This window comes from Paenibacillus sp. yr247, from assembly GCF_900103825.1.
Taxonomy (GTDB): Bacteria; Bacillota; Bacilli; order Paenibacillales; family NBRC-103111; genus Paenibacillus_E.
Genome location: NZ_FNIF01000003.1, coordinates 226,775 through 240,303, shown reverse-complemented (window position 1 = coordinate 240,303; position 13,529 = coordinate 226,775). Strand labels below are relative to the sequence as shown.

The following is a 13,529-nucleotide window of genomic DNA, read 5'->3' as shown; positions in this document are numbered from 1 at the left end:
AATCACCTTGTTCCCATTACATTGTTCTTGACTAGGATGCTTTTCCCTGGCTACTTTGTTACAATGGGGCGTAAGGTACTCAAAGCATCTGATGGAAGCAACAGGAGGAGAACAACATTATGAGAATTGGCGGAAGAACGAATCAAGAACTGCGTCCTATGAAAATTACCCCTCATTATATAAAACACGCAGAAGGCTCGGTGCTTATTGAGGTCGGGGATACCAAGGTGATTTGTACTGCAACGATTGAAGAGCGCGTCCCTCCTTTCATGAAAGGCCAAGGAAAAGGGTGGGTAACAGCCGAGTATTCCATGCTGCCGCGTGCTACACAGGTGAGAAATCAGCGTGAAGCTGCCAAAGGTAAGCTTGGCGGACGTACGATGGAGATTCAGCGTTTAATCGGACGAGCGCTTCGTTCCGTTGTTAATTTGGAAGCATTAGGCGAGAGATCCATCACACTTGATTGCGATGTAATTCAAGCAGATGGCGGTACCCGTACGACTTCGATTACCGGTGCTTTCGTTGCGATGGCATTTGCTATGAATAAGCTGGCTACAGACAAAAATCTGTCTAAATTCCCGATTAATGACTTTCTGGCTTCAGTTAGTGTTGGTGTTATCGGTCAAACTCCGCGGCTGGATCTTAACTATGAAGAGGATTCACAAGCTAAGGTGGATATGAATGTCGTGATGACAGGGCAAGGTCAATTTGTAGAAATTCAAGGTACAGGTGAGGATGCACCGTTTTCCCGTACGGAACTGGATGAGTTGCTAGCTCTTGCTGAAACAGGCATCCATACGATGATTGAAGAGCAATGTAAAGTGCTAGGGCCGATCGCTGATCGTATTCGGGGTGTACAACATGCGGCTACAAAGTAATATCGTCGTCATTGCAACACGTAACGAAGGCAAAGTAAAAGAGTTTGCGAAACTTTTTGGAGCAAAAGGCTACAAAGTTCGCAGCTTGGCGGACTATACAGATCTTCCTGAAATTATTGAGAGCGGAACGACGTTTGCTGAAAATGCACGGATTAAAGCGCAGATCATTTCGGCACATCTCCATGTGCCCGTTCTTGCCGATGACTCCGGCTTGTGTGTAAAAGCTTTGGGTGGTGAACCAGGTGTTTACTCGGCTAGATATGCCGGAGAGAATGCAACGGATGCGGACAATAATGCTAAGCTGCTGCAAGCTTTGAGCAACGCAGCACCTGTGGGAGGAATGCCTACTGATGATGGGCACCCGAAGCTTCTTAGTGAAGCTTCCTACGTTTGTGCTCTCACACTCATCGACCCTGTAGCGAATGAAATGATTGAAGCGGAGGATTCTTGCCGTGGTTACATTATCGGTGAAGAACGTGGCGAGAGCGGCTTTGGTTATGATCCATTGTTTTATATTCCTGCTCTAGAAAGAACGATGGGGGAACTTACAATGGAAGAAAAGAATGAGATGAGTCATCGAGCCAAAGCTTTACGCTTGTTTTTGGACAGGCTTCCTGATCAAAGCGACTAATAAAGTAAAGAGACCTGCTTCCACTTCATCTGTGGATAACAGGCCTTTTTTTATTTTAGCGAATGGATATTTGGTAGGTTCGTAACCAAGTATCAACTTGTGCCAAATAGGCGAATAATTGAGGTCCTGTCATCAATTGACCGAACCATGGAAGATCAAAGTCATTCGTCTCCGAGCTGGCGAGTGCACGAATTTTTTTCACATCGATGAAGGGTAGTAAGGGTGAACTAGGGTCATCGAGAATTTCTAGAACCCATTTTCGCACAGCTGCTAAATAGTTGGGATTATGTGTCTTAGGATACGGACTTTTCTTGCGAGTTAGCACATCCTCAGGAAGAACGCCTTTGAGCGCTTTGCGCAGAATCCCTTTCTCCCGATCACCTGACGTTTTGATTTCCCAGGGAATATTCCATACATATTCGACAAGGCGGTGATCGCAGAAGGGGACGCGAACTTCAAGGCCGACGGCCATACTCATGCGATCCTTGCGATCGAGGAGTGTTGGCATGAACCGGGTAATGTTTAAGTAAGACATTTCCCTCATTCGATTTTGCTGCTGAGTTTCTCCAGCTAACCGCGGCACTTCACTCAAAGCTTGCTGATATCGATTGCTGACATACTCAACAGGCTTGATCCAATCAACGAGATCGGGCGCTAACAGATCGACCCGATTATTCAATTTAAGAGACCAAGGAAACGTATTGGCTGCCAAGGCTTCTTCGTTGTGAAACCAAGGGTATCCTCCAAAAATTTCATCGGCCGCTTCACCTGAGATTGCAACCGTGGCTTCCTTTTTGATTTCACGGCAAAACAAATAAAGGGACCCATCGACATCAGCCATCCCTGGTGTATCACGGGCAAAAACGGCTGTTTTCAGTGATTCCACAAGTTCTGGTGTATCGAACTCAATATAATGATGTTCTGTTCCCAGGTGCTCTGTCATTCGTTTAATCCAAGGAGCATCGGAATTCGGTTGGAATATGTTTGCTTTAAAATGCTTGTCGTTATCTTTGTAATCGACAGAAAAGGTATGCAGAGCACCATGACCGCTTTCCTTGTAATGAACGGAGGCAAGTGACGTGAGCGCGCTAGAGTCAAGACCTCCCGAAAGAAGGGTGCAGATTGGCACATCAGAGACTAGTTGGCGCTCAGATGTGTCCCTAAGCAGTTGTTGAACTTGCAATGCCGTAGCGGTAATGTCGTCTGGGTGAGGATGACTTTCTAGCTTCCAGTACGTTCGGATAGATAAGCCATTGCGGTCAAATACAGCGCATTGCCCTGGCTTTAGCTCAGACATGTTGCGATAAATTCCATGTCCAGGTGTGCGAGCTGGGCCTACTGCGAAGATTTCGGCCAATCCTTCAGCGCCAACCTCAGCTTTGAAGTCGGGATGTGCGAGTATGGCTTTAGGTTCTGAACCGAATAGAAGGACGCCATTCTGATGAGAATAAAAAAGCGGCTTTACGCCGAGCCGATCTCTGACCAAATAGAGAGATTGCTCCTGATCATTCCACGCTGCGAAAGCGAAAATACCATTAAGACGGTCTACACAAGCCCTTCCCCATTCCATAAAGGCAACAAGCAGCACCTCGGTATCACAGGTAGTGCGGAAATGATGTCCACGAAGTTCGAGCTCCTTTTTCAGTTCAGGGGCGTTATAGAGTTCGCCATTATATACAATCGTGTACGTGTAGTCTCCTTGTTTCCGAACCATGGGCTGAGCGCCGTTCTCCGGATCCATTACACTAAGGCGCCGATGGCCGAGGGCACAATGCTGTGAAATCCAAGTGCCTGAAGCATCTGGTCCACGCAAATGGAGCGTTTCCGTCATATTTTCTAGAATGGACGGGTACCCGGTCAAGTCTTTCCGCCAATCTATCCAACCCGTTATTCCGCACATAGACGTTCCTTCCTTTCTTTATGAAGAGAGCATGATGATAAAGGTTATGCAAAATAGGGGTATATAATGTCTGTCCAAAGGGATGGGCTTAGTCTTTCAGACAGTTTTTGTGTTTTGTGGACAGGGCTGTTACAATAAACCCAATTCTGACTTACTAAATGACGAAGGTGATGACAATGAAAAAGAAGCACTCCAAAGCACAAATCGATTATTTGGCCTCCAGAGAGCATTTTTTGCAAATTAGTAATCAAGCTGACAAACGAATTGCCGAATTAAAAGAGGCAGGAAAAGAAGTTGGGCAGGCTGAAATGGAAGAAATTATTGAACGAATTGGCTTGCATCGTGCTTACAATGAACTTACACAAGCGGAAAATGTTCTGATCAATTGGACGCAAACCGCGATCAAAACGGAGCCCGAATTTATTCAAAACCGCAGCAACTTTGAGGAATTGTACGAAAAAGTCAAAACCGATGCAGAAGCAAGAGGCGCAATTCTAAATTTAGCCATGCGTTTAAATTTAGAGCTTGTGTGACATTCTAAAGACGTAGTGCCATTCTTTCTTCAGGAGGCGAATGCTCATGGATAGTCACTTCATTAGCAAGCTGCATGACAAGCAGAGGAAAGCCCAGAAGAATTTCAGGACACAAGGTGATAAGCAGCCAGGCAGCAATCTGCCGAACAACAAGCACTAAGTCTAATGGCACCAAACAAGAGCCTGTAGGGAGTTTTCCTTACAGGCTCTGCTTTGTCCTTCGTCCTACATGGATACTTTATACAGCATAATTGAGTCAGCATCTCTACATACTAATCGAGTGATCATTTCATTTTCAGGAGGAGTAAACCCATTATGAGCAAAAACAAAAGTATGAAACAAAAAACACAGAGCACGATCGATCACTCGAAGCAATCTTCTCGCATTCAGTCCAATTTGGATTCAACAGAGCCTGGTCATCACCAGCCTAATCGTCCGTCAGTTTAAGATAGTGAATTTGAATTCCGTGAATAGTGCACCCAAAAGCCCCATCCAAAACTAACTGGATGGGGCATTTTCAAATTAAATTAGGAAGCAGGTTTGGCTCTTTTTTCTCTGAACAACTTCGCAGCTTCTACCATGACCTGCAACGAAGCAATTGTTTCGTCTTTCCCTCTTGTTTTCAGACCACAATCGGGATTAATCCAGAACAGCTCCGGCTCTAACACTTTAAGCGCGCGTTCAATCATTTCTACCATTTCGTTAACGGAAGGAACCCGAGGACTATGGATATCATACACACCTAGGCCTATACCTTGGTCATAAGTATGTTCTTCAAAGCTATGAATGAGCTCGCCATGGCTCCGCGAAGTTTCGATGGAGATCACATCGGCGTCTAGTGCGCGAATCGAATCGATAATATCGTGGAATTCGCAGTAACACATGTGCGTGTGAATTTGCGTTGAATCTCGAACGGTAGCTGTTGATAAGCGGAATGCGCGCACGGACCAATCCAAATAAGCCTGCCAGTCTTTTTTCTTCAAAGGTAAGCCTTCACGAAGCGCGGGTTCATCCACCTGAATCATCTCGATACCTGCTTGTTCTAGTGCTTCAACTTCATGGCGAAGCGCTAGTGCAATTTGATAGGCAACTTGTTCACGAGTTATATCACTACGGACAAACGACCAGTTCAAGATCGTGATAGGACCAGTAAGCATCCCTTTAACAGGCTTATCCGTAAGTGTCTGGGCATATTCGGTTTCTTTAACGGTCATCGCTTGAATGAATTCGACATCGCCAAAAATGACTGGCGGCTTCACACAACGAGATCCATAGGATTGCACCCAACCATTCGAGGTGAAGGCGAAGCCATCTAGCTTCTCTCCGAAAAATTCGACCATATCGGTACGCTCAAACTCGCCATGAACGAGCACATCCAGTCCAAGATCTTCTTGTAGCTTAATCCATTCTGCGATCTGCTCTTGTATGAACTGCTCATACTGTTCTGGGCTCCATTTACCGTTTCTCCAGTTTTTCCGCGCATTGCGCACTTCAATGGTTTGAGGGAAGGAACCAATGGTGGTAGTTGGCAAGAAAGGAAGCTGCCATTTCTCCTCTTGAATAACTCTACGTTTTGCAAAGTTACTAGTTCTAGCAGATGGTAGACTGTTTAATTGGGCTATTTCTTGTTGAACGACTTCTTTGTTTCTATAAGATGAAGTATTCAATGCAGAGAGGGATTTCTGATTATTAGCGAGCTCCAAAGCTATGAATTCTTGGCCTTCGATTAGTGCCTTGGTCAAAATGGATAGTTCAGTTAGCTTTTGCTCAGCAAAAGCCAACGCATCGCGCAATATGGGGTCTAACTTGTTCTCTTTATGGGTAGAGACAGGAACATGCAGCAAGCTGGATGAAGGTTGAATAAGGAGGCGATCATAAGGCACGGTCTCCGCTAGACCCTGAAGGAATTCTAGCTTTTGTTCCAAATCAGCTTGCCAAATGTTGCGTCCATCAATGAGACCGACGCCAAGAACCTTATTCGCCGGGAATCCATGGGTCTGGATATTGCTCAAGTTTTGTTCCAAGCCGTGGATGAAATCCAGACCTATGGCGTGAACGGGAAGCGCAACAACATCTTGATAGTGCTCGACGGAATCAAAATAAGTCTGAACAATTAATTTGAGATTAGGAGCCGCTGCAGCAAGTGTTGTATAGATATGCTGAATACGGCTAATATCCGATTTCGATAAGGACTGAACTAAGATTGGCTCATCCATTTGTACCCATTGGACACCTTCTTGCGAAAGCTCTGCCAATATACGCGAATAAAGAGGAAGAAATACATGAATAAGATCATCGATTTGCTCCGATTTATAGCCCTTAGATAGCTTGAGAAACGTATATAGTCCAATTATTACTGGTTTTCCTTCAATGCCAAGCTTTTGTTTAGCCTCTCGATAAGCCTCTAATGGTTTATTTACCGTCAACACGGGTTTGACTTCTTTCAATTCTGGCACAATGTAGTGGTAGTTCGTATTGAACCATTTTGTCATTTCGCATGCTGCAGCACCCTGAGTTCCTCGAGCCATCGCATAGTAGGTGGAGAGGGGGACCACACCGCCTTCATAAGAGAAGCGTTTAGGTACAATACCAAACATCGTCGATGTGTCCAACACATGATCATAAAGGCTAAAGTCGCCGACTGGAATGAGATCAATTCCCTTTTGCTGCTGCAATCTAAGATTATTGAGGCGAATCTCTTCGATTTGCTTAATGAAATCACTTTCTTCGAGTTTACCTGCCCAGAAAGCCTCTAAAGCTTTTTTCCATTCTCTGTTTTCTCCAATTCTTGGGAACCCTAAGTTACTGCTTAAGATTGTATTCATTTTGTTTGATGCCTCCTAATTAATTTTGGTTTGGTCGGAATAAAAAGGGGTATCTTTAACCTGTTTAATAAAGGTTAAAGATACCCCGTGTACGTATATACAGTGGTTGCTATCTTTAACACCTCCCTATCTCCCGTAGGTAAAGCAGTGCTGTCAGAATAGGCAGGTTTCCTGGCTCCAGAATCATCATCAAACGCTGGCCTTCCCAATCTTCCGATCAGTGGCAGTAATAGCGTAGATTCCTCTGTTACAGTGGCGGGACCGCGTCGGTATTGCACCGAACTTCCCTTTTAAGCTCTGGTTATTACTTGACGGACCAGAGAACCTATTCCCACAATATGCAATTCTTTAATTTGAATAAATATACATGATATATTATAATTATGCAAAGTTTTTTTGTGATAACGTTTTGGGCAGCCCGATTTTATGATGATGTTGATTAATGAACAAAGATTTCCCTTCTTCATACATAGTAATCTGAATACAAAAAAAGACCAATCCTTATGGATTGGTCGTGGGTACGTTCGAATAAACGACAAACAAAAGCTAAATGTCGAAAGACTTAACGTACACCGCTCCTTTCCGCGAAGGTTTCTGGGTGCATAAATGAAGGTAGGTCTCCTGGCTTTCGGATCGTCGTATTCTTTCAGCCTTCCCTGATTGTTCATCAAGTGACATTGATAGAAAGAAGCTCCCCGAATACAGTGGCGGGACCGCTCAGGATTTGCACCTGATTCCCTGTTACCCCTTGCTGCATGCAAGGGCACCTCAATTATTCGAAAAATATGTAATTGAAAAGATTATAACACAATATGAGAGATTCGCAGCATCATCGAAGATAACTTTTTCAAAGAAATAAAAAAGAGACCACGATGTGTTGTGATCTCTTTAGTAGTGAATATAAGACGTCCCAGGAGGGATTCGAACCCCCGACCGCACGCTTAGAAGGCGTGTGCTCTATCCAGCTGAGCTACTGAGACATAGACCTCTTCTTACCTTGCGGATGCGATCCGTTTAGCGAAGCAAGAGTTATATTATCACATAGATTAAAGTGAAGTCAACCCTATGTTGAATGTTTATTTTGCAATCATCTGGACAATCAAGTAAACTGTCACCAGCGAGACCAAGATTTCTGAGGTGATCACCATAACAGACCCATCCATTAATAATTTAATTCTTTTTCCGAAAACAGAACAATATTACGAAGAGGAGCTGACTCGTTTTCTACGAACAGAGCAGTATAGTGATGCGCTCCAGCTGCTAACATTTTTACTGCAATTTCCGGCAGTTGACCCTCACAAAACCGAACAATGGGAAGCGCTGCGGATTTGGCTGCATACCATGTTTCCGGAAACCCTATTTCCCATGACGCCTCAAACCGAAGAGGACCAAGTAGAGGAAGAGGATTTATTACGCCAATACATACAAGAAAAGACGGCAGATGACGGAGCCTATGCGCTTAAGCTGCAGAATATGCTAAAAGAAGGTACTTTGGAGCAGCAAGTTAATGCTTTAGACCAGCTGGCTTTTATTGATCAACCTGAAGTTAGTCAAGGTGTAAAGGATTGGCTTTGCGAGAAGCCGCGGCACCCTCACATTCAGTTCAAAGCGCTGCAAGCACTCAAACAGATGGGGGAGCATGGATTTATTGAGTTTCCAAAGAATGGGGAGAAGATCTTGGTAGAGATCGAAGAGACACCGATGGGCCCCGAAGAGTTTCCATTACGTATTCGTGATATGATTCGCAGAGTAGGGGACATTAGTGAGATAAGCCAGCCAGATTTTGTTTATTTTGCAAAACAGACTTGGCAGGAATTCCTGGCCTATGCCTATGGGACAGCGATCTATACAGATTTACAAAAAGCGGAGGAAGGTGCAGTTGATGTGTGGGCGTCTGCACTGCATGCTATTCTTCAGGAGAAATTGTTTGGCACGGTGAACCGTGAAGAATTACTAGACAATTACGGGATTGTTGATTCCATGAAGCTTCAATGGAAGCGGGCTAACCATGTGCTGCATACGTTCGTGAAGCAGTTTAATCCAGATCCATCATAAGGTAAGAAAGCTGCCTTGAAATGAAAATGTTATATGGTATAATAGAATGGTTGTAATGAGCGTAACGTGAAAAATATGTCATGGTACATTTTTGGAGGGGAAGGCATAAAATGAAAGCAAGTTGGGAAAAAATAGAGAAGAACGTAGGCGTTCTTGAAGTGGAAGTTGGCGCAGAGCGCGTCGCAGATGCATTGGATAAAGCATTCAAAAAAGTTTCCGCGAAAGTAAACGTTCCAGGATTCCGTAAAGGGAAAGTGCCGCGTTCAATCTTTGAAGCTAAATTTGGCGTAGAAAGCCTTTATCAAGATGCATTGGATATCATTTTGCCAGAGGTTTACGTAGAAGCGATTGAAGAGGTTAAGATTGAGCCTGTTGATCGTCCTGAAGTAGATGTTGAGCAATTCGGCAAAGGCCAAGTCTTGAAGTTCAAAGCGAAAGTAACTGTTAAACCTGAAGTAACGCTTGGCGATTACAAAGGTATCGAAGTTGAAGCGGTAAGCACAACTGTTACTGACGAAGAATTGAATGAAGAGCTTGGACGTTTGCAACAGCGTCATGCTGAATTGGTTGTTCTTGAAGAAGGACAGGCAGCAAACGGTGATGTTGTTGTTCTGGATTTTGAAGGATTCGTTGATGGAGAAGCATTCGAAGGCGGTAAAGCGGAGAAATACTCCCTTGAGCTTGGATCCAACTCCTTCATTCCAGGTTTCGAAGAGCAACTCGTAGGACTTGGTAAAGGTGAAGAAAAGGATGTTAACGTTAGTTTCCCAGAAAACTACCAATCCGAAGATTTGAAAGGCAAAGCGGCTGTGTTTAAAGTGAAAATTCACGACATTAAACGCAAAAACTTGCCAGAGCTTGATGATGAATTTGCAAAAGATGTGAGCGAGTACGATACACTTGTAGAGTACAAAGAAGAACTGAAAAAACGCCTTCAAGAGCGCAAAGAAAAAGATTCAGAGGCTGCTCTGGAAACAGCTGTTGTTGAAAAAGCTGCTGCGAATGCAGAAGTTGAAATTCCAGCTTCCATGGTAGAGGCAGAGCTTGATGTAATGGTGAAAGAATTCGAAAGACGTCTTCGCTCCCAAGGCATGACGCTTGAGATTTACTTCCAGTTCTCCGGTCAAAACGAGGGCGTTCTGAAAGAACAAATGAGAGAAGATGCTGAAAAGCGTGTTCGTAACAATCTTGTTCTTGAGGCCGTCGCAGCTGCAGAAAAAATCACAGTATCCGATGAAGAAGTTGACGCGGAACTTGAGAAATATGCACAATCCTACCAAAAAACAACGGCAGAGCTTCGTGAACTGTTTGCTTCCAACGGCAGCCTAGAAGGTCTGAGCAACGACCTAGTCATTAGAAAAACGGTTGACTTCTTGCTTGAAAATAGCAAGCATGTTTCCGCAGCTGTATAAATAAGGTAAGTAAAGGCACGTACGTAAGCAACGTGCCTTTCTTTTACCCTATTTTAGCCCCAAATTGCTGGGGAACATAAGGAAATACCCTAATACATAGCAGTTCTCTGAAAAAATGACTTTGCTGCTCAAACGTGATAAACTGTTACTGAAATCCCAATTTGGAGAACATGGCTATGGCCGCAAAAGGAGTTGGTACAATGAGTCTTATTCCTATGGTTGTTGAACAAGAGGCTCGTGGGGAACGTTCTTACGATATCTACTCGCGTCTGCTTAAGGACCGCATTATATTCATCGGGAGCGCTATTGATGACGATGTGGCTAATTTGGTCATTGCCCAGCTGCTCTTTTTATCCGCTCAGGATCCCGATAAGGATATCCACTTATATATCAACTCACCAGGTGGATCTGTAACAGCTGGAATGGGTATCTTCGATACCATGCAATTTATTAAGCCGGATGTATCTACCATTTGCGTAGGTATGGCTGCAAGTATGGGCTCTTTGCTTTTAACGGCAGGCGCCAAAGGCAAGCGATACGCGCTGCCGAATGCAGAAGTCATGATTCACCAGCCGCTCGGCGGTGTTAGAGGTCAAGCGACCGATATCAAAATTCACGCGGATTGGATCATCAAAACGAAACAAAAACTCAACCAGATCTATGTGGAGCGTACGGGACAGCCGCTTGAAAAGATCGAAAGAGACACCGACCGGGATAACTTTATGAGCGCTGAAGAAGCGAAGACATATGGGTTAATCGACGAGGTTATCACTCGAAACGACTTGAAATAAAGGAGTGATCCCATGTTTAAATTTAACGATGAAAAAGGCCAACTCAAATGTTCCTTTTGTGGAAAATCCCAGGATCAAGTTCGCAAACTTGTTGCAGGTCCGGGAGTTTACATTTGTGATGAATGTATAGAGCTTTGCACGGAGATTGTGGAAGAAGAATTAGGTCATGAAGAAGAACTGGATCTAAAAGACGTTCCGAAACCAAAGGAAATTCGCAATATTTTGGATCAGTACGTGATCGGGCAGGAACAAGCGAAAAAATCGCTAGCTGTAGCGGTGTATAATCACTACAAGCGAATCAATTCGCAAAACAAGCTGGAAGATGTTGAACTTCAAAAAAGTAATATCGTGCTTCTAGGACCAACAGGAAGCGGTAAAACGTTGCTTGCGCAAACGCTTGCCAAAATTCTGAATGTTCCTTTCGCGATAGCTGATGCAACTTCGTTGACAGAAGCTGGTTATGTGGGTGAAGACGTTGAGAATATTTTGCTCAAATTGATTCAAGCCGCTGATTACGATGTAGAAAAAGCCGAACGCGGTATTATCTATATTGATGAGATCGATAAAGTAGCACGTAAATCGGAGAACCCATCTATTACAAGAGACGTTTCCGGTGAAGGTGTTCAACAGGCTTTGTTGAAAATTCTAGAAGGCACGGTTGCATCTGTTCCTCCGCAAGGTGGACGTAAGCATCCGCACCAAGAATTCATTCAAATTGATACAACCAACATTCTGTTTATTTGCGGTGGAGCTTTTGATGGTCTTGAGCAAATTATCAAGCGCAGAATCGGTAAAAAAGTAATTGGCTTTAGCACAGATGGTGCAAAAGTTGATTTGAAACCAGGCGAGTACTTATCCATGGTGCTTCCAGAAGATCTATTGAGATTCGGGCTAATTCCGGAATTCGTTGGTCGTTTACCGGTCATCTCTACGCTAGAGCCGTTGGATGAAGCAGCCCTTGTTCGGATTCTCTCCGAGCCTAAAAATGCGCTCGTGAAACAGTACCAGAAGATGCTCGAGATGGATAACGTTACACTCGAATTCGACGCAGAGGCGCTTGATGCCATTGCCAAAGAAGCGATTAAACGTAATACTGGCGCGCGCGGTCTCAGAGCTATCATCGAAAGCATTATGCTTGATGTGATGTTCGAGGTCCCTTCGAGAACAGACGTTACCACATGTGTAGTATCTAAGGAAACAGTTCAAAACAAGATCACTCCTGTTTTGACTACTAAAGATGGCGCACAGGCGACTGGTAAGAAGAAAGAAGAAAGTGCGTAACCCATAATTTCATAAACTAACACACAGCCTCCAATCCGATTTCCTGCAAAGGGAATTGGAGCGGAGGATGTTTGGTGTCATGGGGAGAGAAACCATAATGTTCCATAGAAAAGATACGCGGGCCGTTCGTGTAGGCGATTTGACGATCGGTGGCAGCAATGAAGTCATCATGCAAAGCATGTGTACAACGAAGACAGCGGATGTGAAAGCGACGGTGGCAGAGATTCTTCGTTTAGAAGAAGCAGGCTGCCAAATCGTCCGTGTTACTGTGAACAACAAAGAAGCTGCTGAGGCAATCAAAGAGATCAAGAAACAAATTCATATCCCGCTAGTTGCAGATATTCATTTTGACCATCGTCTAGCCCTTGCTGCAATTGAAAATGGCATCGATAAAGTGCGTATCAACCCAGGTAATATCGGTCGCCGAGAGAAAGTGGAAGCGGTCGTTAAAGCTTGTAAGGAACGCGGCATTCCGATTCGGATTGGCGTCAACGCCGGCTCGCTGGAGAACCATCTTCTCGAGAAATATGGATACCCAACGCCTGAAGCTATGGTAGAAAGCGCTTTGTTCCACATCAATATTCTGGAAGAGCTTGATTTCCATGATATTATCGTATCACTTAAAGCCTCCGATGTACCTATGGCGATTGCAGCTTATTCACAAGCGGCGAAAGCATTTAACTATCCTCTGCACCTCGGTATCACAGAGGCTGGAACCCTTTTTACAGGGGCTGTGAAGAGTGCTGCGGGGATTGGAACGCTGCTCAACATGGGAATCGGTAATACGCTTCGTATCTCGCTTAGCGCGGACCCTGTTGAAGAAATTAAGGTAGCGCGCGAGTTGCTGAAAACCTTCGGTTTGATCACGAACGCTGCAACTCTCGTATCCTGTCCTACTTGTGGCCGCTTGGATATTGATTTGTTCTCGATTGCTAACGAGGTCGAAGAATACATTGCGAAGATCAAGGTGCCTATCAAGGTGTCTGTCTTGGGCTGCGCAGTAAACGGACCAGGTGAAGCGCGTGAAGCCGATATCGGAATTGCGGGCGCTCGTGGCGAAGGAATGTTGTTCCGTTATGGAGAAATGATCCGCAAAGTGCCTGAGGCTGAATTGCTCAATGAGTTGAAGAAAGAAATTGATATTATCGTAGAATCATTTGAGAAGACAGGTGTCATTCCTGGACGTAAGCACTAATAGCATTATTATAAAGAAAGCCGTTAAA

The 13,529-nt window shown here is 44.4% G+C and carries 12 protein-coding genes, 1 tRNA gene and 2 riboswitches; of the genes, 10 read left to right on the top strand and 3 right to left on the bottom strand.

The window, feature by feature from the left end:
• The first annotated feature begins 119 nt into the window (after window positions 1-119).
• Window positions 120-878, top strand: coding sequence for a ribonuclease PH (gene rph, locus BLT91_RS10130; protein ID WP_090820334.1), 759 nt, complete (start codon window positions 120-122; stop codon window positions 876-878).
• Complete coding sequence (rdgB, locus tag BLT91_RS10125) at window positions 862-1,509, top strand: RdgB/HAM1 family non-canonical purine NTP pyrophosphatase (protein ID WP_090820332.1); 648 nt, start codon at window positions 862-864, stop codon at window positions 1,507-1,509. The genes rph and rdgB overlap by 17 nt, the downstream gene beginning before the upstream one ends.
• Window positions 1,510-1,564: 55 nt before the next feature.
• Here the strand turns inward: rdgB and asnB are convergent, their stop codons facing one another.
• On the bottom strand, window positions 1,565-3,409 hold the full coding sequence (asnB, locus tag BLT91_RS10120; protein ID WP_090820330.1) for an asparagine synthase (glutamine-hydrolyzing): 1,845 nt from the start codon (window positions 3,407-3,409) through the stop codon (window positions 1,565-1,567).
• A gap of 176 nt (window positions 3,410-3,585) precedes the next feature.
• Between asnB and BLT91_RS10115 the strand changes: the two genes are divergently transcribed.
• The 3 genes from BLT91_RS10115 (at window position 3,586) to BLT91_RS33500 (ending at window position 4,389) form a co-directional block, all read left to right on the top strand.
• Window positions 3,586-3,942 carry a hypothetical protein gene (locus BLT91_RS10115; protein ID WP_090820328.1) on the top strand — a complete coding sequence of 119 codons (357 nt, stop codon included), beginning with the start codon at window positions 3,586-3,588 and terminating at the stop codon, window positions 3,940-3,942.
• 46 nt (window positions 3,943-3,988) lie between these two features.
• A complete protein-coding gene (locus BLT91_RS10110) occupies window positions 3,989-4,102 on the top strand; it encodes a DUF4023 family protein (RefSeq protein ID WP_090820326.1) in 114 nt (37 codons plus the stop codon).
• A 155-nt stretch (window positions 4,103-4,257) separates the two neighbouring features.
• Entirely contained in the window at window positions 4,258-4,389 is a 132-nt protein-coding gene (locus BLT91_RS33500) for a hypothetical protein (protein ID WP_302847484.1), read from the top strand.
• Window positions 4,390-4,469: 80 nt separating this feature from the next.
• Here BLT91_RS33500 and metE read toward each other — a convergent pair whose 3' ends face one another.
• Both metE and BLT91_RS10100 read right to left on the bottom strand, forming a co-directional pair.
• On the bottom strand, window positions 4,470-6,767 hold the full coding sequence (gene metE, locus BLT91_RS10105) for a 5-methyltetrahydropteroyltriglutamate--homocysteine S-methyltransferase (RefSeq protein WP_090820324.1): 2,298 nt from the start codon (window positions 6,765-6,767) through the stop codon (window positions 4,470-4,472).
• A 143-nt stretch (window positions 6,768-6,910) separates the two neighbouring features.
• Window positions 6,911-7,111, bottom strand: a riboswitch (cobalamin riboswitch).
• Between the two features lie 249 nt (window positions 7,112-7,360).
• A riboswitch (cobalamin riboswitch) is annotated at window positions 7,361-7,553 on the bottom strand.
• Between the two features lie 120 nt (window positions 7,554-7,673).
• A tRNA-Arg gene (locus BLT91_RS10100) sits at window positions 7,674-7,747 on the bottom strand.
• A gap of 157 nt (window positions 7,748-7,904) precedes the next feature.
• Between BLT91_RS10100 and BLT91_RS10095 the strand changes: the two genes are divergently transcribed.
• From BLT91_RS10095 to ispG, 5 genes are all read left to right on the top strand, one after another.
• Window positions 7,905-8,822: a hypothetical protein gene (locus BLT91_RS10095; RefSeq protein WP_090820322.1), complete on the top strand. Its 918-nt coding sequence runs from the start codon at window positions 7,905-7,907 to the stop codon at window positions 8,820-8,822.
• A 110-nt stretch (window positions 8,823-8,932) separates the two neighbouring features.
• On the top strand, window positions 8,933-10,234 hold the full coding sequence (tig, locus tag BLT91_RS10090; protein ID WP_090820320.1) for a trigger factor: 1,302 nt from the start codon (window positions 8,933-8,935) through the stop codon (window positions 10,232-10,234).
• Between the two features lie 200 nt (window positions 10,235-10,434).
• Window positions 10,435-11,025 carry an ATP-dependent Clp endopeptidase proteolytic subunit ClpP gene (gene clpP / locus BLT91_RS10085; RefSeq protein WP_090820579.1) on the top strand — a complete coding sequence of 197 codons (591 nt, stop codon included), beginning with the start codon at window positions 10,435-10,437 and terminating at the stop codon, window positions 11,023-11,025.
• 12 nt (window positions 11,026-11,037) lie between these two features.
• Window positions 11,038-12,306: an ATP-dependent protease ATP-binding subunit ClpX gene (gene clpX / locus BLT91_RS10080; RefSeq protein WP_090820318.1), complete on the top strand. Its 1,269-nt coding sequence runs from the start codon at window positions 11,038-11,040 to the stop codon at window positions 12,304-12,306.
• A 97-nt stretch (window positions 12,307-12,403) separates the two neighbouring features.
• Complete coding sequence (ispG, locus tag BLT91_RS10075) at window positions 12,404-13,501, top strand: flavodoxin-dependent (E)-4-hydroxy-3-methylbut-2-enyl-diphosphate synthase (protein WP_090820316.1); 1,098 nt, start codon at window positions 12,404-12,406, stop codon at window positions 13,499-13,501.
• The last annotated feature ends 28 nt before the right edge of the window (window positions 13,502-13,529 follow it).

Bases quoted from the DNA above. Each gene is read 5' to 3' on its own strand.
- rph (WP_090820334.1), top strand. From the start codon at position 120: ATGAGAATTGGCGGAAGAACGAATCAAGAACTGCGTCCTATGAAAATT.
- rdgB (WP_090820332.1), top strand. From the start codon at position 862: ATGCGGCTACAAAGTAATATCGTCGTCATTGCAACACGTAACGAAGGC.
- asnB (WP_090820330.1), bottom strand. From the start codon at position 3,409: ATGTGCGGAATAACGGGTTGGATAGATTGGCGGAAAGACTTGACCGGG.
- BLT91_RS10115 (WP_090820328.1), top strand. From the start codon at position 3,586: ATGAAAAAGAAGCACTCCAAAGCACAAATCGATTATTTGGCCTCCAGA.
- BLT91_RS10110 (WP_090820326.1), top strand. From the start codon at position 3,989: ATGGATAGTCACTTCATTAGCAAGCTGCATGACAAGCAGAGGAAAGCC.
- BLT91_RS33500 (WP_302847484.1), top strand. From the start codon at position 4,258: ATGAGCAAAAACAAAAGTATGAAACAAAAAACACAGAGCACGATCGAT.
- metE (WP_090820324.1), bottom strand. From the start codon at position 6,767: ATGAATACAATCTTAAGCAGTAACTTAGGGTTCCCAAGAATTGGAGAA.
- tig (WP_090820320.1), top strand. From the start codon at position 8,933: ATGAAAGCAAGTTGGGAAAAAATAGAGAAGAACGTAGGCGTTCTTGAA.
- clpP (WP_090820579.1), top strand. From the start codon at position 10,435: ATGAGTCTTATTCCTATGGTTGTTGAACAAGAGGCTCGTGGGGAACGT.
- clpX (WP_090820318.1), top strand. From the start codon at position 11,038: ATGTTTAAATTTAACGATGAAAAAGGCCAACTCAAATGTTCCTTTTGT.
- ispG (WP_090820316.1), top strand. From the start codon at position 12,404: ATGTTCCATAGAAAAGATACGCGGGCCGTTCGTGTAGGCGATTTGACG.